Below are 21,458 nucleotides of genomic sequence, written 5' to 3'. Positions count from 1 at the left end.
CAATGCAAAACACACTACAAAACTTAAGGATTGTTTGCATAGCTATGCTAATTTTCCTTTGTAAAGTTCAGGCACAACAAGACCCACAGTACACCCAATACATGTATAATATGAATGTGGTCAACCCCGCATATACCACCAACGAGCCGGGCATGTTAAATTTTGGGACGTTGTATAGAACCCAATGGCAAAATGCCGTAGGTGGACCAAAGACCCTAACCCTCTTTGCCCATACCCCATTTTCAGAAAAAATTGAGATGGGCGCCTCAATAATATCCGACGATATTGGAGACGGCTCATTAAAAGAAAATAATATCTATATAGATTTTGCATACATACTAAAACTTAATGAACAAAGTAATATAAGCCTAGGCCTTAAAGGAGGAGTCACAACATTTCAGACCAATTTTAATGGTTTTAGATTGCCAGAGGTACAAGATGACCCGGCATTTGATGAAAATTTAAATAATACGTTTCCAAATATTGGTATCGGCGCATTTTATACCAGGGACAAGTTCTATGCAGGTGTATCCATACCCAATCTATTGACCTCAAAACATTTGGAAAACAGGGATGGCATTACCCGTATTGGTGCAGAGGCCATTCATTTTTTTGGTATGGCAGGCTATGTGTTCAACATATATTCAGACTTAAAAATAAAACCCTCTATAATGACCAAAATGGTACAGGGGGCACCAATTACGGCAGACCTTTCTATAAACGCATTGGTTAACAATAGGTTTGAGGGCGGGGTATCTTATCGATTGGATGATTCTGTCAGTGCCATGTTCAATATTGCAGTATTGCCCGCTTTTCGCATTGGATACGCTTATGACTACACTCTTTCTAACCTTGGGTCGTTCAATAATGGATCCCATGAAATTTTCCTACTGTTCAACTTAGACCTTTGGGGACTTAAAAAGGGCTATGACAAATCTCCTAGATTCTACTAAAATGAAAAAGACTATAATACTCATTATCACAATACTGGGAACCTATGGAACAATTTGGGGCCAACATGAGGTAGATCGGGCCAATGACCTTTTTGAAAAAGCATATTATACAGATGCCATACCCCTTTATGAAGCGGCGTTGCCAAAGAATAAAAGCAGCGTATTGATCAAGAACTTGGCAGATTCTTATTACCACACGTTCAATTTAAATGCATCCGCCCGTTGGTACCGCTACCTTATTTCCAATTATGGGGAGACCGTCAATGAAGAGTATATCTTTAGATTGAACCAATCTTTAAAAGCTATAGGGGAATATAAGGAAGCAGAAAAAGTGCTAGGTGATTATTATTCAAAAGAAAGACAGACAGATAAATTGCTACAATTAAGGCAATCTTCTACATATCTTGATAATGTAAAAGCTATAGGTGAACGATATACAATTGAAAACAGTGCACTGAATACGGACACATCAGAATTTGGGGCCATGCCAATTGGAAACGAAATTTGGTATACCGCCGCACATAAAAATTCGAAATCCAAAACTTACCGGTGGAACAATCAACAATACCTTGATATTTATACCCATCCATTGGAAAAACAAATGTTGGGAGATAGTTTAAGCAGTGAACTTCCCGGCCAAGTAAATACGCCATTACACGAGGGGACTTTTACACTTTCATCAGATAGAAAAACCCTTTATTTTACCCGTAACAATTCTATAAACGGGAAACGCAAGACAGATGACCGTAAGATATCCAACCTTAAAATATACCGTGCCACGTTGGAAAACGATGAATGGAAGCATATAACGGAACTGCCCTTTAATAGTGATGAATATTCCAATGAGCATCCTACCCTAAGCACAGATGGCACTAAACTCTATTTTTCATCGGATAGACCGGGTGGTTTTGGTTCGTTCGATATTTATGAGGTCACCATACAATCAGACGATTCCTATGGTGCTCCCATAAATTTAGGTGCTTTGATCAACACCGATAAGAAAGAACAATTTCCTTTTATATCCTCTGATGGAGCATTGTATTTTTCTTCTAACGGACACCCAGGTTTCGGTCTTTTGGATGTCTTTATTTCCAAAAGTGACAATGGAGTATGGCAGCATCCGGATAATTTGGGCTTACCTGTTAACAGTGGTTATGATGATTTTTCCTATGTGCTGAACAACGATGGCAAAACAGGGTATTTTGCTTCCAATAGGCCAACGGGTAAAGGAAGTGATGACATCTATAAATTTACCGTTACCAAAGAACTTACCATAGAAAATTGCAAGCAATATATCACCGGAACTATAACTGACCGCACCACCACCCTGCCCCTAGCAGGTGTCAATGTCCTATATCTGGACAACGCAAACAACCATATCATGACCGTTACCACAAAAGAAGATGGAGCTTTTTCTTTAGATGCAGACTGTGAGACCGCATATACCCTAAAAGCTGAAAAAGCAGGATATGAATCAAATATGAGAATCGTAATTACCGATAAAGTACGTAGCGCTACAAAAGACGCGTCCATGGATTTATATTCTATTACCGAACGTGAAAAGACCCAAGCCATAGCAAAGCAAAAAAAGCTAGCGGAAGAAAAAGCACGGGCAGAAGCTTTGGCCATAAAAAAACTGGAAGAAGAAAAAAAGGCAAAACAATTACTGGCACAGCGTACCGTTGAAGAAAAAGAACGTAAAGAAAAAGAACGCCTTCAAGAGAAAGTTAGGGCTGAACAAGCAGTTGCCAAAAAAATAGAGAATGCCTTAGCCAGTGAAACCGCCTTGTTCAAGGAAACCGACCGCACCATAATAAAAACCGAGGAAATCCATTTTGATTATAGCCTGTGGTACTTAAGAAGGGAATCTAGGGAGCGTTTAAAAACAGTTATAGATGTAATGAAGAATAATCCGGGTATGATCATTGAAATAGGGACTCATACCGATATTAGGGGCAATGGTAAATACAATAAGGAACTTTCTCAAAAACGTGCAGATTCCGCAAAGGAATTCTTGGTAAAGAACGGGATTGAATCCGGTAGGATCGTATCAAAAGGGTATGGTGAATCTAAGCCTATTGTAAAATGCGCCACTGAGCAAGATTGTACCGAAGAAGATCATGAATGGAACCGTAGATGCGAATTTGTGGTAATTGGTTGGGATTATGACAGCAAGAACCCATAAGGAACGCTGTTTCAAAAAAGAAAAGTCTCTTTGGAATAACTAAAGGGGCTTTTCTTTTGCATTCATTTGATTTATCTTAGTCTGGTAAAAAACAACATATGAGCTTAAATCTTTCCAATATTCCTTCTAAAGAAATTATGCCCGGTTACCATGGCAAATTGGTACATTCCCAACATATGAGTATTGCATTTTGGGAAGTAAAAAAAGATGCGATAGTACCGGAACACGCCCATATGAACGAACAGATCATGCATGTAATGGAGGGTGATTTTGAATTTACGCTGGATGGTGACACCAAAGTTTACGGTCCAGGGGATATCGTTATCATTGCACCTCATCAAAAACATAGCGGCAAAGCATTGACAGACTGTAAATTATTGGATGTTTTTAGTCCCACACGTGAAGAATACAGATGATTTTTTAAGTTTTATATCCCTATTTTATAAGGTAAAAAGGCAGTAATGTAATAGAAAAACATAACGTAGAACATGAACATTTCCTTACAAAATAAAAAAGCATTGGTAGGTGGCAGTAGTGGTGGTATAGGTAAGGCCATTGCCCAGCAATTGGCAGCAAGTGGTGCCAGCGTCACATTAATGTCACATAGTGAAGATAAGCTACGTGATATTGTTGAAGCCCTACCAAAGGAGACAGGGCAGAAACATCAGTTTTTGGTGGTAGATTTCAATGATTTTAATGGTTTTCAAAACAGCATCAGCAACTATTTTGAACATAATTCCGTCGATATTCTGGTAAACAATACCCAAGGCCCTTCAGCAGGTTCTGCGCTTGAAAAAAATGTTTCGGATTACCAAGAGGCTTTTGATCTACTTTTTAAAACCGTGGTCTTTACCACAGAATTGGCACTGCAGCAAATGATTGCAAAAAATTGGGGCCGTATCATTAATGTGGCATCCGTATCGGTTAAAGAACCTTTATCTTATTTGGCCCTGTCCAATACAATACGTGCAGCTGTAGTAACCTGGGCAAAATCATTGGCCACGGATGTGGGCAAATATCAAATAACGGTGAACAATGTGCTGACCGGTTATTTTGATACCGACCGTATAGCTCAGTTAAATGCAAAAAAAGCGGAAAAAATAGGTATTGCACAAAGTCAGGTAAGGAAAGATATGGAATCCAAAGTACCGTTACAACGTATAGGTGACCCCATTGAATATGGATATTTGGCAGCTTTTTTAGCTTCTGATAATGCCGCTTATATTACTGGAACCAACATCCCCATAGATGGCGGACTTTTAAAATCCATATAATTGCATTCAGGAAACTACCTCCATGTTTATTGGAAATCCATAGTAGTTTGTGCACCATTAAAACCCACACCTAAAAACCAACTGAAAAAAACTAAAATAATGTAAAGGCAATTTTATAATAGCAGGTATTATATTATTGAAGAATGGGAACGTGTTTAATCGGGTAAAAATGACAAGGGAAACTAGTATATTTATGCCTTTACGATCCGAACCATGTATCTTTTCAAATGGATGAGAATGGGAAATGCAGACCCCATTGCCTACATTAACAATTATCCCGGACGCTGCTTCTTTAGCTGGCATACCAAAGACGATATGGAATTTGGCACCATTGTCAAGGTCAATTTTATAAACTTATTTTCCTATGTCAAAAAGCCGGCCTTAGATATAATGTGGCCGAAGTTAAAAAATACAATTTTGACCCCATGCTCAGTGTTGAAATGGGAGATGAATTCTTATATTATTCAGACATAACATGGTAGTATGTATTGATAATGAATAAACTACCGCTATAAAACCGTAACGGATTAGGGTAAATGCCTACAAATATAAAAACAGCAAATACCCCTTATGAAAGCTTACGTAAAACTAAAATATGGCGGCCCGGAAATTCTTGAATTAAAGGATATATCAACACCTGAACCTAATGCCACTGAACTACTTGTTAACATAAAGGCGAATTCCCTAAACCCTGCAGACTGGCATATATTAAGAGGAAAACCCTATTTAACACGTCTAGCATTTGGGCTGATCAAACCCAAAAATAAGGTCCTTGGAGCGGATTTTGCCGGTGAAGTCACCAAAATTGGTTCCCAAGTAACAACTTTTCAAGTAGGCGATATGGTTTTTGGAGAACGTACCCTAGGTGGTGCTTTTGCTGAATATGTTACAATTCCTGAAAATAAGTGTGCCCCCTTTCACAATACAATGAACGTACTAAAAATGGCTTGCTTACCAATGGCAGGGACCACGGCATTACAGGCACTGTTTACCCATGGAAATTTGAAAAAATCTGAAACGGTGCTCATTAACGGAGCTTCAGGTGGTGTAGGCCATTTTGCTGTCCAGGTCGCAAAAGCTTATGGCGCAAAGGTAACGGCAATCTGTTCGGATAAAAATAAAACATTTGTAAAGAAACTTGGTGCAGATGACGTCATTGCCTATGACAAAGAAAATATACAATTTCACAACAAGGTCTATGATTTAGTAATCGATGCACATGGCAATTTTAGACATACGGACTATAAGCGTTTAGGTAAAAGAGGTGTCATTGTAGGTTTTACCACCATGAACAAAATGATATCGCTACTTCTTAGAAAAGCGTTCAGCAAATATCCTTTGGCCCAATTTACAGCTATGCCAAATAAGAAAGATTTGGAAACCCTGGCACAACTTTTAGCCGACAAAAAAATTGATGTGCATATAGCACAAGAATTTAGTTACCTGGAAATTCCAAAGGCCATACATATACTGGAAAAAAAACGAACCCGTGGTAAATTGGCCATTACTTGGGAACACTAACGTGTGACATTTACATCGCAGTCGGTTTTACCTTTGTAATCAAAACATGGAACTGGCAAATATCACTTGGATCGTATACAATGTATTACCCCTTAATTAAAAAATCCAGGGGCGGTATAATTGACATTAGATATGTAAATTTATAAACCGTTCCAATTTACTGTTAAGGACAATAAAGATTAATATGCCCATGAACCCATCTCACCTGAAAGAACTAATACAAGGTATTCCTAAAACAGAACTACATTTACATATTGAAGGAAGCTTGGAAGCGGATCTTATGTTCAAGATTGCAAGGAGAAACAATATTGAATTGGCATATAAATCTGTTGAAGATTTAAAAAAAGCATATAAGTTCAATAACCTACAGGAGTTTTTAGACTTGTATTATCTAGGTGCCCAAGTCTTGCTCCATGAGCAAGATTTTTTTGAATTAACCTATGAATATTTAAAAAAAGTACATCAACAAAATGTTGTTCATGTAGAAGTATTTTTTGACCCGCAAACGCATACAGAAAGAGGTGTTCCGTTTTCAATGGTAATTAATGGAATCTATAGAGCCCTAAAAAAAGGTGAACAGGAATATGGCATTACATTTAAACTGATTATGTCCTACCTAAGACATTTAAGCGAAGAGGCCGCTTTTAAAACATTGGAAGAATCCTTGCCATTTAAGGAATGGATAGATGGTGTAGGCCTGGATTCTTCGGAGTTGGGCAATCCCCCAAGTAAGTTTATCAATGTTTTCAAAGCATCGGCAGCACAAGGATACAAATTGGTGGCCCATGCTGGCGAGGAAGGACCAAAAGAGTATATCTATGAAGCATTGGACCTCTTAGAGGTTATCCGTATTGATCATGGTAATCGTTGTGTGGATGATGAAATATTAGTAAAACGCTTGGTAAAGGAACAAATTCCTTTAACGCTATGTCCTTTAAGCAATTTAGAACTAAAGGTTGTTCAAAAATTAGAAGACCATCCCATAGCCAAAATGTTGGATAAGGGAATTTTGGCAACCATACATTCAGATGATCCCGCATATTTTGGAGGATATATGAATGAGAACTACTATGAGACCGCTAAGGCATTGAATTTATCCACAACCCAATTAAAACAGTTGGCGATCAACGGCTTTAAAGCAAGTTGGCTAGATCAAGAAGCCAAAGAAAAGCACATAGAACAGGTTAAGGAATATTTTGAAACCTATTCAACTACACAATTACGCTAAGTACTTTTAACGATTTATGAACTGCCAACAGCCCTAAAACAATAGTGGTCAGTTTTAAAGAACTGCTTACTAACCCAAAAATACCTTTTACTAATTTTAGATTGATTGAATAATAAATTTGGCACAGTTTTGTATTGTAATTTTACATATATGAAAAGACTACATATCATTCTCGGTATTTTTTTGTTTGCCCAAATGGGCAATGCACAGCAAAATGATGACTATACAACCCTATGGGAGCAAGTAGAAAAATTGCAGGACGACAATTTGACCAAATCCGCACTTGAACTTGTAGAGTCCATTTCCAAAAAAGCAAAACAGGAAGACAATAAAACACAAATTATAAAGGCCCTACTGCATAAATCCAGGTATGGGCTAACCTTAAAGGAAGATGCCGAGTTAAGTATTGTCAATGATTTTAAAATGGAGATCGATGATTCTAATGGTGTCGTCAAAAATATTCTCCATAGTTATCTGGCTAACATTTATTGGCAATACTTTCAAGCGAACAGGCATAGATTTTATAATCGTACTACTACAGCACAAAAAGTGGATACGGTAGATTTCAGAACGTGGGACTTGCACACACTTTTTCAGGAAATAGACCATAATTTTCAAGCTTCCCTGGCGGATCCTGCAGATTTACAGGCTACACTCATTGCAACGTTTAGCACGATATTGGAAGAGGAAAAAAATTCTAGCACGTTCAGGCCTACGCTTTTTGATTTGTTGGCCCATACGGCATTATCCTTTTACACCACAAGTGAAAACAGTATTCAAAAACCGTTAGAAGTTTTTAAAATCAATACCGCTGAAATGTTATGTGATGCATATACATTTAGTACAATGGAAATTGATACCGAAAAATCGGTTTCACTGCAGTCTAAAGCGTTGGAAATTTACCGTCAGTTAACGGCCTTTCACTTTGGCAATCCTGATCTGGCGCCCCTGACCTTAGTAGATATTGAGCGTCTATTGTACACCCACAAACATGCTACTTTTTTCAAAAAGGATGAAATTTTGATAGATGTTTTAAAAAATACGGCTGACGGAATACGTAAAAGTCCTTATGCAGGTTTGTACCTCTATGAAATTGCCGAACGATACAAGGAAATAGGAGGACTGTACAATCCACGGTCTGCCAGTGAACACCAATGGAAATTAAAGGAAGCCGTAAAAATTTGTGATGAGATTATTGCCAAATTTCCAAATAATAGGGCTGCAGAAAAATCTATCGCCCTAAAAAATGAAATTACCACTCCATTCGTACATGTTACGTATGAAAAATATATTCCAAACAACACGGTGGGTAGACTATTGGCAACCTATAAAAACCTTGAACATATTGAATTGACGGCACATTCTATTTCAAGAACAGCGTTGGAAAAATTGAATGAGCTATATAATCAGGACGAAAAATTAGCACTGATTTCAACGTTACCAATAGCGCAATCATGGAATGCCGCGTTGACCACGGAAAATGACCACCAGACCCATAGTACTGAAATTTCAATACCAGCATTGAACAATGGTCAATACATAGTTCTTCTACAGCCTAAAGATTCAAAAGCATCTGCTTACAGTTATGAAGTACTACAGGTAACGGATTTTGCGGTAAACGAAACACAAACCAATACACACCAAACCTATCATGTTCTGGACCGCAATAACGGCAGACCCATTGCCGGGGCAACCGTTACCTTTCATTACAGAAAAAATTATAATGCACCCCAAAAAATCGAAACCTTTACCACCAATGATTTAGGAAACATAACAATAAAAAAAGATAAGGATACTTGGGGCAATATCAATATAACCGTTACAAAGAGTAATGAAACAGCCTACTTTGACAATTATTATTTAGGCAGAAGTTATAATGACACCAATGAGTCCGAAACCAACACATGCTTTTTATTTACCGATAGAAGTATATACAGGCCTGGGCAACCCATATATTTTAAAGGAATCGCGGTACAGCAAAGCAATGGACATTCAAGTACTATTACGGACACTACCCTAGAAATTGCACTTTTTAACGCCAATGGCCAAATGATATCAAGCCAAATGATGGTTACCAATGACTATGGCTCTTTTTCCGGTGAGTTTGTATTACCCAATGATGGACTTACGGGAAGGTATGCGCTACAAATTTATTCGGACGATATTGAAATTAATGGCTACCATCCATTTTCCGTTGAAGAGTACAAACGACCAAAATTTGAAACGGACTTTAAACCGATCAGCGACAGTTATAAAGTAAACGATAGTATAACCGTAACAGGTAAGGCCATGGCTTATGCGGGCAGCGCCATTACCAATGCAAAGGTCGTATACCGTGTCAAAAGAATTGTTGACCTACCCGTTTGGTATTACTGGCGTAGGCCTCAAATCCAAAATACTCCACAGGAAATAGTACAGGGCGAGACCATAACGGACGATAATGGTAATTATACCATACATTTTAAGGCTTTGCCCGATGAAAGCATGAATAAGGAAGACCTTCCCATATTTAACTATGAAATCACTGCCGATGTAACGGATATTAACGGTGAAACCCGAAGCGCTATTACAACTGTCAAGGTAGGTTATCATGTATTAAATGTACAGCTCTTGCTTCCTAAGGTATTGGATAAGGAAACTAAAGATGCCAAGTTCAGTATTAAGAGCACCAATTTAAATGGCATGCCAGTTTCGTCTACCGGTACCATTAAACTTTATAAATTACAAGCACCTACCAATGTATTACGTTCCAGACCATGGCCAGCCCCTGATTATAGTGGGTTTACGGAACAGGAGTTTAAGGAACTATATCCGTATGATGCTTACAAAAATGAAGACGACCCTGCTCAATGGGAAAAAGAAAAAATGGTATGGAAAACCAATTTCAATACTGCGAACACAACTACCATAACCCTGGATAAATTAAAGAAATGGCGGTCGGGCAATTATGTAATGGAACTGGAAACGAAGGATAAGTTTGGACAGCCCGTAAAAGATATAGCACAATTGACCCTTACCGATAATGACAACAAATTGGCGGATAACCAATTGTTTCAGGTTAAAACTGATCAACCGAAGTACGCCATTGGCGAAAAGGCTAAAATTACATTTTTAACGAATGCCAACGAACTTGATGTAATGGTTTATATTGAAAAAGATCATGAAATTGTGGACTCAATGCTGATCAACCTAAGTACATCAAAGACATTAACACTACCCGTAACAAAAAAAGACTTGGGTGGTTTTGCAGTGCATTATAGATACGCCTATAAAAATTCATTTCATGCGGAAAGTTTAATTATACCAGTACCATACCCAAACACAGATTTACAAATAGAAACCTTGACCTTTAGGGATAAACTTGCTCCCGGCACGGATGAAACGTGGTCGTTCAAAATAAAGGGAAACAAAGGTGATAAAGTTGCCGCAGAACTTTTGGCAAGCATGTACGACAACTCTCTTGACCAATTTACAACCCATAATTGGAGTTTTAATCCGTTTAATCGTCCCACATATTTTTCAAGGATTAGATTAAATGCCCAAAACAGTTTTGCAACGGGTAGTTTTAAAAACTATCTCATTTACCCTAATATTAGCTACTCATCCTTAATTTTTGATGAACTCAATTGGTTTGGGTTTAATTTAAACAGAACCAATTATGGTTTCTATGAAAGTAGAAAAGTGCATGCGCAAAAGTCTGCCCCAATGGTTTCAAGCCTTGAGGATTCCAATGCTAAATTAGATGAGGTAATTATTACCGGAAGTGGTATTCCCGACAGTGTAAATACAATACAAGGAGAGAGTGAGGCGACAGCAGAAAATAGTACGGAAAGTACTCAGAATACGGTACAACCACAACAGGTTGCTATTCGCAAAAATTTACAGGAAACCGCATTCTTTTTCCCAGAACTTCGCACAGATAAGGACGGGCATGTAACCTTTAGCTTTAATTCCCCAGAAGCATTGACAAAATGGAATGTACAATTGCTTGCACATACAGCAGATTTACAAAGTAACATTGTCAAATTATCAACAGTTACCCAAAAAGAATTAATGGTCGTTCCCAATGCCCCACGGTTTTTAAGGGAAGGAGACATAATAACTATCAGTACAAAGATTGCCAATCTAACTACGAAAAAGCTTTCTGGGAAAGCAACGTTGGCGTTAACTAATGCATTAACCAACACGGATATTTCTATGGATGTGCTATCAGAATCCAATCAGGACATATCGTTTCGGGTAGATTCACTTAACAACACCCAAGTGTCATGGCAGTTAAAGATTCCAGAAGGGGTACAATCCGTTCAGTATAAAATAATTGCACAAACCGGTGAATTTTCAGATGGGGAACAAAATATGTTGCCCGTTCTTTCCAATAGAACTTTAGTGACTGAAACGTTACCAATGTGGATAAGAGGCAACCAATCTAAAACTTTTACCCTGAACAAATTAAAGAACACAGACCAATCTACAACACTAAAACACCACAAGCTGACTTTGGAGATGACCTCCAATCCTGCATGGTATGCTATACAGGCCCTACCCTATTTAATGGAGTACCCTTTTGATTGCAATGAACAGATTTTCTCCAGATTTTATGCAAATACTTTGGCAAGCCATATTGCAATCAGTAACCCTAGAATTCGCGATGTATTCGATCAATGGGCAAATGAAGATATTTTGATGAGTAATCTTGAAAAAAACCAAGAGTTAAAATCATTGCTTATTCAGGAAACCCCATGGTTGCGTGATGCACAATCAGAAAAGGAACAAAAAAAACGGATAGGCCTTTTGTTCAATTTAAATAAGATGAAAAACGAAGAAGGCATCGCATTAAGAAAACTAACCCAAAACCAAAATTCCAATGGCGCCTGGGCCTGGTTTAAAGGTGGTCCGGACAACCGTTATATAACACAACATATTCTTACCGGTTTTGGACAATTAAAGCATTTGAACATCAGTGCGCTTAATAAAACAAATAACAATAGGATAATCATAAATGCACTAGAATATCTTGATACGGAATTTGTAAAGGAACATGAGAGAATGCTTAGAAATTCCTCAAATATCAATGATGATCATTTAAGTATATACCAGGTTCATTACTTATATATGAGAAGCTTTTTCCCGGATGTGGCAACTTCTCAAAAAGTAGAAAAAATAAGAACCTACTATGTAACACAAGCACAACAATATTGGCAGAAAAAAGGGTTATATGCTCAAGGCATGTTGGCATTGGCCCTGCACCGTATGGGCGATACCAAAACAGCAGTTAAAATATTGAGCGCTTTAAAAGAGAATAGTATTGTTAGAGATGATTTAGGAATGTACTGGAAGAATAATACCAGTTCTTGGTTTTGGTACCAAGCCCCCATTGAGACACAAGCATTACTGATCGAAGCTTTTTCTGAGGTAACGCCCACGGATGCAGAAGTTTTGGACAATCTTAAAATTTGGTTGCTTAAACACAAACAGACCAACCAATGGAGCACTACCAAGGCCACTACAGAAGCTATATACGCCCTATTGCTTAAAGGCAATGATTGGTTATCCATTTCCGAAGCGGTTGATGTTGAAATTGGCGGCGATCCCATTAATCCTTCAACATTGGAAGATGTTAAAATAGAAGCCGGTACCGGATATTTCAAAACATCATGGAACGGTAACGAAATTAGCCCAAAAATGGGTGAGGTCCAGATAAATAAAAAAGGTAAGGGAATTGCTTGGGGAGCTTTGTACTGGCAATATTTTGAGGATTTGGACAACATTACAGGTGCAAACACTCCACTTGCTTTAAAGAAAAAAATCTTCTTAAAGAAAAACACCCCTACGGGCGAGGTCATTTCAGAAGTAAAGGACGATACTTTGCTAAAGGTTGGGGACTTGGTTCGCATAAGAATAGAATTGTCATCTGACAGGCCAATGGAATTTGTTCATATGAAAGATATGAGAGCTGCCGGTTTTGAACCGGTAAATGTACTCTCCAGTTATAAATGGCAAGACGGACTTGGTTATTATGAAAGTACCAAGGATGCCAGCACTAACTTTTTCTTTGATTACCTACCAAAAGGCAACTTTGTTTTTGAATATGATGTACGCGTAAACAACGCAGGTAACTTTAGTAATGGCATAACCACTATTGAAAGCATGTACGCCCCTGAGTTCAAAAGCCATAGTGAGGGTATTCGTGTACAAGTGGAATAATCACATAATTTTATAACAAAAAAAGGCACTACAAATAGTGCCTTTTTTTTATGGGATAAAAAGCTTCTTCGATCATCGGGTAATTCTGTAAACTCATCCAAATTCTATTTACAATAGAATATAAATCAGATTTACGATTTTGGGGAGTATCCATTTTTGCCGGTATATAACTTGGAGTTTTTTTAAACTACTTCAGTAGTTATGGTCTCCTCATTATAGCTGGATAATGCTATCAAACCTACAGTAAAAAGATAAAATTTTCATTTTATGAGTTAGATTTTAAAGTCGAAGTAAATAGTGTCTTTTTTACGCATTGTTTTTAATAAACGATATAAAAACGTTTTAGAATACTATATTCTCAACTACCGGAATGTAACGAGCCATTTAATTTTAAGATATGACAAGTAATAAGCTTACAAACTCACTCAAAGTGCAGCTTTACTCATTGTTAGTTTCGAGTGCTTTGGTAATATAATAGATCAGGGGAACAATTATAAAACCACAAATTATGAAGCGTAATATGACCATTGGCCTGAGAGCACACCATGCAACGAAAAATTCTGTGGATTATGAACCTATTGCCACCTATGTTGTTCGTGTTAAATAATTTTATTCTGGCGGGTACTTGCTAAAAATTTTGTCCACAACTAACTGTAATTTCTCAGACTTTTCTACGGGTGTATCGCCTTCACGAAAAGGGCTTTCGCTAATAGCTTGCCAAATTAGCATATCCTTATTGGCATCAACAAAGTCTATTTGAAGTTCTCTGGTCATTTTTGGACCGCCAACAGGTATACCTATAGAAACCCCGCCACCAACGCGACCTCCACCACCACCTAAACCTACCCCAACATTATTGCCTTGTTGGGTACTAAAAACAGTGCTTTTTATATTAATAAGAACATCTGGCTCTTCGGCAAACATATATCCTTTTTCACCCAGTGTGGCATCCAAAGCATCCATTAATCTTTTTTCATCCAATTGACTAAGACCGGTCTCCATATCCCCAAAATAGTTATAGGTGGAATAGGAAGTAAAATCCGTTTGTCCATCATAATCATAGTTGACCTTTATAGACCCACAAGAGGCAAAAAGGAGTAATAATGTACTAAAAAGTAAAGTTCTCATACCGTTGCAATTTCTTAAAATTACAGAAAATATATGCGTGAAATTGATTTTTAAGTCGCTATTCGATTAAGGGACTATTAAAATTTTACCCCAAATACGAAATAAGGGGCCGTAATATTTATTCGGTTTCTTTTTTGTCCACAGACTTTGTAAGTGCAGATGAGATAATACCCGTTGGAATGGCAACAATACCCAAACCGATCATGAGGATAAAAAAGGTAAATACCTTGCCCCCTGCGGTTATAGGGTAAACATCCCCGTAACCAACGGTAGTAAGCGTTATTATTGCCCACCAAAGACTATCAAATATAGATGAGAAATTTTCTGGTTGCACTTCATGTTCAAAATAATAAATTCCAACGGCAGAAAAATAAATTAAGATCAAGGTAACGATCAAGAACAATAGTATTTCCTCCTTTGCCATGGAAATAGCTTTTGTAAAATGTCTAATGGCCCTATTGTACCTCATTAATTTAAGAATACGAAAAAGCCTAAGGAAACGCAATGCCCTTAACGACCTTAGGTCAATACCAAGCGAAAGGTAAAACGGCAGTATTGCCAAAAAATCTATGATGCCATAAAAACTGAAAATAAACTTTCCCTTATGATCAGCCACATAAATCCGCAATAGATACTCAATGGAAAAAACGACTACGCAAAATATTTCTATGGCCCGAAGCACATTTCTGGTAAAAGGTTTAAGGTCAGGAACCGTTTCAAAGGAAAACGACACTATTGAAATAAATATTAATGCTTGTATGCAATAAGCAAATACCCTACTTTTTTTGTTATCGTTAATTTCAACAATATTTTTTAAATACTGTTTCATTTTAAAGATTCTTAATCGTTAAGCATTGCCCAAAGTTTGTCTTTTAATTCAACAATTCCTATTTGGGCCACAGAAGAGATAAACATAAACGGAGTGTTACCAAACTCATTATCGAGTTCAGCCTTCATTTCCCCCATGAGTTCCTCATCAAGCATATCACATTTAGAAATACAGATTAATCGTTCCTTGTCCAACAATTCTGGATTGTAACGTCTTAATTCATCTAACAGGATTTCATATTCCTTACTTATATCATTGCTATCTGCCGGTATAAGGAAAAGCAAAGTTGCATTGCGTTCTATATGCCTTAAAAAGTAATGGCCCAGACCTTTACCTTCTGCAGCACCTTCTATAATACCGGGAATATCGGCCATGACAAAACTCTTAAAATCCCTATATTCCACAATACCCAGGTTAGGCTTTAAAGTTGTAAACTCGTAATCTGCAATCTTAGGTTTAGCCGAAGTTATAACCGACAATAATGTAGATTTCCCGGCATTGGGAAAACCTACCAAGCCTACATCCGCAAGTATTTTCAACTCCAATAAAAAATCTCCTTCTTGTCCATCCTCACCTGGCTGGGCATATCTAGGTGTTTGGTTGGTTGAACTTCTAAAATGCCAATTTCCTCGGCCGCCCATGCCACCTTTTAAAATAATTTTTTCCTCGCCGTGTTCCGTAATTTCAAAAAGGACTTCTTTGGTCTCAAAATCCTTGACCACCGTACCCAAAGGCACATCCAAATACACATCCTCGCCGTCTGCTCCGGTGCTTCGGCTTTTACTACCATGCTCACCATGACCCGCCTTAAAATGCTTCTTGAACTTAAAATTAACAAGGGTCCACAAATTTTGGTTGCCCCGTATGATCACATGGCCTCCACGTCCACCGTCACCTCCATCAGGTCCGCCTTTGGTAATAAATTTTTCACGGTGTAGATGTACTGACCCCTTGCCCCCTTTACCAGAGGCCAAACCTACTTTTACATAATCTACAAAATTACCTTCGGTCATTGATTTTAGTGCTGTTCACTCCTTTTGGTGCCTTGATGGGGCACCAATGGAATAATGTTATTTTATCTCTTCGATTACTTTGGTAAGACGCTCGGTAATCTCCGCAATAGTCCCTATGCCGTTTACACTGTAAAACTTGCCCTGTGCTTCATAAAATTCCTTTACCGGGGTTGTTTTGATATTGTATTCATCAAAACGGTTTCTGATCTTGGAAACATCCTGGTCATCGCTACGACCACTTACTTTACCGCGTTCCAACAAACGTTCTATCAATACTTCATCATTGGCTTCCAAGGCAATTGTGGCATTGATGGCCATATCCTTGGATTCCAAAAAATTGTCCAAAGCCTCTGCCTGCGCAGCAGTCCTTGGAAAACCGTCAAATATAAATCCGTCTGCCTGGGAATTCTTCTCTACTTCTTCCTGCAACATTTTAATGGTAACCTCATCCGGCACCAATTCTCCTTTATCAATGTAGGACTTGGCCAAGGTGCCCAGTTCAGTTCCATTTTTAATATTATATCTAAAGACATCTCCCGTAGAAATATGTTTTAGATTGTACTTCTCTTTTAAGAATTCTGCCTGGGTACCTTTACCCGCACCTGGCTTTCCAAAGAGTACAAGATTGATCATATGTTTCTGGTTTAGTTGGTATACTTCTTTTAAATTTCTTCCAAGTTCATTGTAATCAAGTCCATAACCCACAATAAAATTGTCAGGTATGGCCAATCCAAAATAATCTATGGTATACTCGCCCTTATATACATCCGGTTTATAAAAAAGACTTGCTATCTTAAACTCTTTTACATTGGTTTTTGAAAAAAGATGAACCAATTGCTGAAGCGTACGTCCCGTATCTATAATATCCTCTAAAATAATAACGCTACGACCCTCAAGATTAGCAGGAAGGTCCAAAAGGGTTTCTACAATTCCGGTTGAGGTCAAGCCTTGGTAAGAGCTTAATTTTACAAAGGATACTTCACAAGGGTGCTGGTATGCCTTTAGAAAATCTGACACAAACATGAACGACCCGTTTAAGACCCCAACAAATATAGGAGTCTCGTCCTTATAATCTGCCGCAATCTTTTCGGCAACAGACGCTACGGCCTGTTGTATTTCCGTTTCGTTCAGGTACGGCGTAAAAAACTTGTCGTGAAGCTGTATCAATTTTCTTAAATTATCAAGGTTGGCAAAGATAAGGTATTGGCCTGTGTTTTTAAATAGAAAGGAATTGGTTTCTAAGATTTAACCGTATTTTTGTGCCACTTAAGGCGTTTTTAAATTCCTAAAAGCAATATTTATATGGATTACTTCTCTTCAGATTTTAAACTTGGAATTTTAGGCGGAGGCCAATTAGGCAAGATGATGCTTTATGAGACCCGTAAATGGGATATCTATACCAAAGTTTTGGATGCCTCGGCAGATGCACCTTGCAGAATGTCCTGCAATGAATTTGTGCAAGGAAGCCTTTTGGATTATGATACGGTATACAATTTTGGAAAGGATGTAGATATACTAACCATAGAAATAGAGAACGTGAACCTTGATGCCTTAGAACAGTTAGAGGACGAGGGCAAAAAAGTGTATCCACAACCAAGGGCCTTGCGCATAATTCAAAATAAGGCAAAACAAAAACTGTTTTATGTTGATAACGGAATACCTACGGCAGATTTTCAACGGTTTGCCTATTTGAGCGAAATTGAGGACAGTATTGAAAATGGCGCCTTACAATTTCCTTTTGTATGGAAAGTTGCTCAGTTTGGATATGACGGACAAGGAGTAAAGGTCGTAAGAAGCATTGAGGACTTAAAGGATTTACCCAAGGGAGAATGTATTGCAGAAACTATGGTCCCGTTCAAAAATGAGTTGGCGGTAATCGTTTCAAGAAATGCCTTAGGTGAAATAAAGACTTACCCAGTGGTGGAGATGGAGTTTCATCCAGAAGCCAATCAGGTAGAATATGTCATTTGCCCGGCACGTATAGATGATAAAGTAGCCGCAAAGGCACGGGCATTAGCATTGAAAGTAGCGGATAAAATAGGACTTACAGGACTACTGGCCGTTGAAATGTTCCAAACCAAGGAAGATAATGTCCTAGTTAACGAAGTAGCCCCTAGACCCCATAATAGCGGACACTACAGTATTGAGGCTAGCTATACCAACCAATTTGAACAACATATTCGTAGTATCTTAGGCCTACCGTTAGGGAATACGGACAGTAAGGTTGCAGGAGTAATGGTGAACTTGGTAGGTGCAGAAGGTCATACAGGAAACGTGGTATATAAGAATATGGAAACTATATTGAGGATGGAGGGAGTTACCCCACATATTTATGGCAAAGCACAAACAAGGCCCTTTAGAAAAATGGGCCATGTAACCATAGTGAACAGTGATCTCCAAAAGGCCAGGTCCATAGCGGAAAAAGTAAAGGAAACAATTCAAGTGATCTCAAAATAAACAACATGAGTAAAGTAGCCGTAGTAATGGGCAGCACCAGCGATATGCCCGTAATGCAGGAAGCCATAGACATTTTAAAAGGTTTTGACATAGATGTAGATGTAGATATCGTTTCCGCCCATAGAACACCGGAAAAATTATTCGATTTCAGTAAAAACGCACATATTAATGGTTACTCCGTTATTATTGCCGGTGCCGGTGGTGCCGCGCACTTACCCGGTATGGTCGCATCAATGTCGCCATTACCCGTAATTGGGGTTCCGGTAAAAAGTAGCAATTCTATTGATGGTTGGGACTCCATATTATCCATACTTCAAATGCCGGGCGGAGTACCGGTGGCCACCGTAGCACTAAATGGTGCTAAAAACGCAGGTATTTTAGCGGCACAGATTATTGGTAGTGCAGATAAATGTGTATTGGACAAGATTATATTGTACAAGAAAGGACTAAAGCAAAAAGTTATTGACGGTGCTAAGGAAGTTAACGGTAAATAACACTCAATAAGAAATTCCAAAACTCAAAACCAATTTTCAATTTTAGTAAATGAATCCATTATTATCTCCATTTGATACCGCCCCGTTTTCTCAGATTAAAAATGAACATTTTAAGCCTGCCTTTCTACAATCTATTGAAGATACAAGAGCGGAAATAGATGCTATTACCGAAAATACGGATACCCCTACTTTTGAAAATACGATAGAGGCCCTTGAGTTTGCCGGTCAGCAATTAGACCGTATTTCTAGTGTTTTCTTCAATCTTAATTCCGCGGAAACCAATGAGGAAATCCAGAAAATAGCTCAAGAAATCTCCCCGTTATTATCTGAATTTGGCAATGACATTACTTTGAACAAAGCTTTGTTCAAAAGGGTTAAGGCGGTCTATGACCAAAAAGAAAATTTGGACCTAACTGTAGAACAACATACACTTTTAGATAAAAAATATAAAAGTTTTAGCAGAAACGGAGCCAATTTATCTGAAGACAAAAAGAAACGTTTAAGAGAAATAGATGCAAAATTGGCGAAGTTAAAATTGACTTTTGGTGAAAACGTTTTAGCGGAGACCAACAAATATCAGTTACATCTAACGAATGAAGCTGATGTAGAAGGATTACCCGAAGGCGAAAAAGAAGCAGCTGCACAATTGGCAATTTCAAAAGGAAAAAAAGATGGTTGGATGATCACTTTGGATTACCCTAGCTATATACCGTTTATGAAATATGCCAAAAACCGGGAATTACGCAAAAAGCTTTCATTGGCTTTTGGCAGTAAAGGATTTCATAACGATGAATTGGACAATCAAGAAAATGTCCTTGAAATAGCAAAATTACGTTTTGAAAGGGCCAACCTGCTAGGGTATAAAACACACGCTCATTTTGTTTTGGAGGAGCGTATGGCAGAAACGCCTGAAAAGGTACATGAATTTTTAAACGAACTCTTGGACAAAGCGAAACCTGCGGCAGAGCGCGAATTCATGCAATTACAAGAGTTTGCCAAAAAAATGGATGCTATTGACCGCCTGGAAAAATGGGATGGCAGTTATTATTCGGAAAAATTAAAGCAGGAGTTGTTCAATTTAGACGATGAAAAATTAAAACCCTACTTTAAACTGGAAAATGTCATAAACGGTGTTTTCAAAGTTGCCGAAAAATTATTTGACCTGCAGTTTAAGGAAGTAGAAGATGTAGACAGATACCATAATGAAGTAAAAACGTATAAGGTCTTTGATGCAAACAATAACTTTATTTCCTTGTTCTATGCGGATTTTCATCCCAGGGCAGGCAAAAGAGGGGGAGCTTGGATGACCTCGTTTAAATCACAATGGAAACGCAATGGAGAAAATGTAAGGCCGCACATCTCCAATGTCTGTAACTTTACCCCTTCTACAAAGAGCAAACCATCATTACTAACCTTCAACGAGGTTACCACTTTATTTCATGAGTTTGGCCATGGGCTTCATGGTATGTTGGCGAACACTACCTACCCAAGCCTTTCCGGCACCTCGGTATTTTGGGATTTTGTAGAATTGCCTAGCCAAGTTTTAGAAAACTGGTGCTATGAAAAAGAAGCGCTGGAATTGTTCGCAAAGCACTATGAAACTGGGGAAACCATACCTATGGAACTGGTTGAAAAAATAAAGGAATCCGCCATGTTTCAAGAAGGAATGCAGACTCTACGTCAATTAAGTTTTGGTTTATTGGACATGTCTTGGCACGGTGGGGACCCTACCCAAATTTCCAATGTTAAAAAGCATGAGGATGAGGCGTTCAAAAATACCAACTTATACCCTGAAACTCAGGAAACCTGTATGAGCACGGCGTTCTCACATATATTTCAAGGTGGTTATTCATCAGGGTACTATAGTTATAAATGGGCAGAAGTGTTAGATGCAGATGCGTTTGCATATTTTAAGGAAAAAGGTATTTTCAATAAAGTAGTAGCTACCAAATTCAAGGACCACGTTCTTTCTCAAGGAGGAACCGAAAATCCCATGGTACTTTACAAAAGATTTAGGGGAGCAGAACCAAAGGTCGAGGCTTTGCTGGAAAGGGCTGGGCTGCTAAAATAAAGAAAATCACAACCTATTCCATATCAAAAATTTAATTTATATCTTGTAGCATAATACGCACAGGATGAATACCTTTTTTCTTTCTATTAGCTTATCTTTTA

15 protein-coding genes are annotated in these 21,458 nt (G+C 38.1%); 11 read left to right on the top strand and 4 right to left on the bottom strand.

From position 1 onward, the window contains the following. The first annotated feature begins 2 nt into the window (after positions 1-2). The 8 genes from Q2T41_RS12995 (at position 3) to Q2T41_RS12960 (ending at position 13,365) form a co-directional block, all read left to right on the top strand. The gene (locus tag Q2T41_RS12995; protein ID WP_304436431.1) at positions 3-953 is read left to right on the top strand and encodes a PorP/SprF family type IX secretion system membrane protein; all 951 of its coding nucleotides are present in this window, start codon (positions 3-5) and stop codon (positions 951-953) included. Further along, the gene (locus Q2T41_RS12990) at positions 928-3,138 is read left to right on the top strand and encodes an OmpA family protein (RefSeq protein WP_304436430.1); all 2,211 of its coding nucleotides are present in this window, start codon (positions 928-930) and stop codon (positions 3,136-3,138) included. Before Q2T41_RS12995 ends, Q2T41_RS12990 begins: the two co-directional genes overlap by 26 nt. Positions 3,139-3,236: 98 nt before the next feature. Beyond that, the gene (locus Q2T41_RS12985) at positions 3,237-3,554 is read left to right on the top strand and encodes a cupin domain-containing protein (protein ID WP_304436429.1); all 318 of its coding nucleotides are present in this window, start codon (positions 3,237-3,239) and stop codon (positions 3,552-3,554) included. A gap of 72 nt (positions 3,555-3,626) precedes the next feature. Continuing rightward, on the top strand, positions 3,627-4,412 hold the full coding sequence (locus tag Q2T41_RS12980; RefSeq protein ID WP_304436428.1) for an SDR family oxidoreductase: 786 nt from the start codon (positions 3,627-3,629) through the stop codon (positions 4,410-4,412). Between the two features lie 237 nt (positions 4,413-4,649). Next, on the top strand, positions 4,650-4,886 hold the full coding sequence (locus tag Q2T41_RS12975; protein WP_304436427.1) for a hypothetical protein: 237 nt from the start codon (positions 4,650-4,652) through the stop codon (positions 4,884-4,886). Positions 4,887-4,982: 96 nt separating this feature from the next. Next, positions 4,983-5,933 (top strand): NAD(P)-dependent alcohol dehydrogenase, encoded by a 951-nt coding sequence (locus tag Q2T41_RS12970; protein WP_304436426.1) that lies wholly within the window; start codon positions 4,983-4,985, stop codon positions 5,931-5,933. Positions 5,934-6,123: 190 nt separating this feature from the next. After that, positions 6,124-7,161: an adenosine deaminase gene (locus Q2T41_RS12965; RefSeq protein WP_304436425.1), complete on the top strand. Its 1,038-nt coding sequence runs from the start codon at positions 6,124-6,126 to the stop codon at positions 7,159-7,161. A 150-nt stretch (positions 7,162-7,311) separates the two neighbouring features. Next, entirely contained in the window at positions 7,312-13,365 is a 6,054-nt protein-coding gene (locus tag Q2T41_RS12960) for an alpha-2-macroglobulin family protein (protein WP_304436424.1), read from the top strand. Between the two features lie 609 nt (positions 13,366-13,974). Here the strand turns inward: Q2T41_RS12960 and Q2T41_RS12955 are convergent. The 4 genes from Q2T41_RS12955 to Q2T41_RS12940 all read right to left on the bottom strand — a co-directional run bounded on the left by Q2T41_RS12955 (position 13,975) and on the right by Q2T41_RS12940 (position 17,502). Continuing rightward, positions 13,975-14,493, bottom strand: a complete 519-nt coding sequence (locus tag Q2T41_RS12955) for a DUF4136 domain-containing protein (RefSeq protein WP_304436423.1) — start codon at positions 14,491-14,493, stop codon at positions 13,975-13,977. A gap of 118 nt (positions 14,494-14,611) precedes the next feature. After that, positions 14,612-15,322 (bottom strand): ion transporter, encoded by a 711-nt coding sequence (locus Q2T41_RS12950; protein ID WP_304436422.1) that lies wholly within the window; start codon positions 15,320-15,322, stop codon positions 14,612-14,614. Positions 15,323-15,333: 11 nt separating this feature from the next. Then, positions 15,334-16,335, bottom strand: a complete 1,002-nt coding sequence (gene obgE / locus Q2T41_RS12945; protein ID WP_089259412.1) for a GTPase ObgE — start codon at positions 16,333-16,335, stop codon at positions 15,334-15,336. A 57-nt stretch (positions 16,336-16,392) separates the two neighbouring features. Continuing rightward, positions 16,393-17,502 carry an adenylate kinase gene (locus tag Q2T41_RS12940; protein ID WP_089259411.1) on the bottom strand — a complete coding sequence of 370 codons (1,110 nt, stop codon included), beginning with the start codon at positions 17,500-17,502 and terminating at the stop codon, positions 16,393-16,395. A 135-nt stretch (positions 17,503-17,637) separates the two neighbouring features. On the opposite strand from Q2T41_RS12940, the gene Q2T41_RS12935 reads away from it, so the two are divergent. From Q2T41_RS12935 to Q2T41_RS12925, 3 genes are read left to right on the top strand one after another with little or no spacing between them, the layout of a single operon-like run. Continuing rightward, positions 17,638-18,792 (top strand): 5-(carboxyamino)imidazole ribonucleotide synthase, encoded by a 1,155-nt coding sequence (locus Q2T41_RS12935; protein ID WP_304436421.1) that lies wholly within the window; start codon positions 17,638-17,640, stop codon positions 18,790-18,792. 5 nt (positions 18,793-18,797) lie between these two features. Next, positions 18,798-19,286, top strand: a complete 489-nt coding sequence (purE, locus tag Q2T41_RS12930) for a 5-(carboxyamino)imidazole ribonucleotide mutase (RefSeq protein WP_304436420.1) — start codon at positions 18,798-18,800, stop codon at positions 19,284-19,286. 49 nt (positions 19,287-19,335) lie between these two features. Further along, positions 19,336-21,357, top strand: coding sequence for a M3 family metallopeptidase (locus tag Q2T41_RS12925; RefSeq protein WP_304436419.1), 2,022 nt, complete (start codon positions 19,336-19,338; stop codon positions 21,355-21,357). Positions 21,358-21,458 lie beyond the last annotated feature (101 nt).

The sequence above is a fragment of the Maribacter confluentis genome, assembly GCF_030505015.1.
Lineage (GTDB): Bacteria > Bacteroidota > Bacteroidia > Flavobacteriales > Flavobacteriaceae > Maribacter > Maribacter sedimenticola.
This window is presented reverse-complemented; position numbering and strand designations above follow the sequence as displayed.